This window comes from Allobosea sp. LjRoot9, from assembly GCF_964252745.1.
Lineage (GTDB): Bacteria > Pseudomonadota > Alphaproteobacteria > Rhizobiales > Beijerinckiaceae > Allobosea.
Genome location: NZ_CAXUPC020000021.1, coordinates 1 through 1,198 on the forward strand (window position 1 = coordinate 1; position 1,198 = coordinate 1,198).

Below are 1,198 nucleotides of genomic sequence, written 5' to 3' on the forward strand. Positions count from 1 at the left end.
GCCACCTTGTATCATTGAAGATGTTTAGGATTGGCGTTGCCGGACCGGGGACGGCCATCTCCGGTCCGGCTGTCGGTCGCTGGATCGTCGCCACCAAAGCTCGAGAGCTGTGGAGAAGCAGGATCACGGCCGGCACTCTTCCTCGGACCCGGATGGTTGACGGAACGCCAGGTTCGCATTGACGCAAGGCGGGGTCGACGAAGATGGAACAGCATAGCAGGCAGCAGACGGCCGTGAAGGCGGCCGGGATCGATGTGTCCAAGGCCAGGCTCGATGTCGCCGTCGTGGGCGGTGAGAGCTTTGTGGTCGGCAACGACCAGGAGGGCCATGGCGCGATCGCCAGACGGCTGGCCCAACTCGGGGTGACCCGCGTCGGGCTGGAGGCGTCGGGGAACTACGAGGCGCCGGTCGCAGCGCGCCTGCGCAAGGAAGGCTTCGTCGTGATCGTGCTCGATCCGGCGCAGGTGCACGGCTATCGCCGCTTCAGGAAGAAACGGGCCAAAACCGATCCGATCGATGCCGCCCTGATCGCGGCGGTGACCGCCTCGGTCGAGGAGCTGCGACCGCCGCCCGACCCCCGCCTGATCGATTTTGCCGAGGAACTGACCCTGATCGAACAGATCGGCGAGGATATCGCCCGTATCAAGACCAGACGCGAGCGCTTCACCGCCCCCGTTCATCAGCGCCATCTCGCTCGCGAGATCACCCGCCTCAGCACGCTGCAGAAGCTCCTCCGCGCCCGCATCACCCTCAAACTCAGCCGCCATGACGACCTGAAGCGACGCTACGATCTGGCCCGCTCCATTCCCGGCATCGGCGAGATCGCAGCGCTGGCCGCCATCATCCGCATGCCCGAACTCGGCCAGATGAGCCGCGAGCAAGCCGCAGCCCTGCTCGGTGTCGCCCCCTTCAACGTCGACACCGGCAAGCACCAGGGCCAACGCCACATCGCCGGAGGCAGGGCCCGCCTCAGAAAGGTGTTCTACCTCGCAGCCTTCGCCGCCAGCCAGCGCTGGAACCCCGATCTCGTAAGCCTCCACAAACGCCTCAGCGCCAACGGAAAAAGCTTCAAGGTCGCCCTCGTCGCCTGTGTCCGAAAGCTCATCATCATACTCAACGCCGTCCTCGCAAGGGGAACCCCATGGCTCTCCAAAACAACACCATGACCGAAAACCCCGATCATGGTTGCTTCTCCCGC

At 64.8% G+C, this 1,198-nt stretch carries 1 protein-coding gene; it reads left to right on the forward strand.

The window, feature by feature from the left end:
• The first annotated feature begins 203 nt into the window (after positions 1–203).
• Positions 204–1,166, forward strand: a complete 963-nt coding sequence (locus tag ACSQ3P_RS31650) for an IS110 family transposase (RefSeq protein ID WP_436169380.1) — start codon at positions 204–206, stop codon at positions 1,164–1,166.
• Positions 1,167–1,198: the final 32 nt, after the last annotated feature.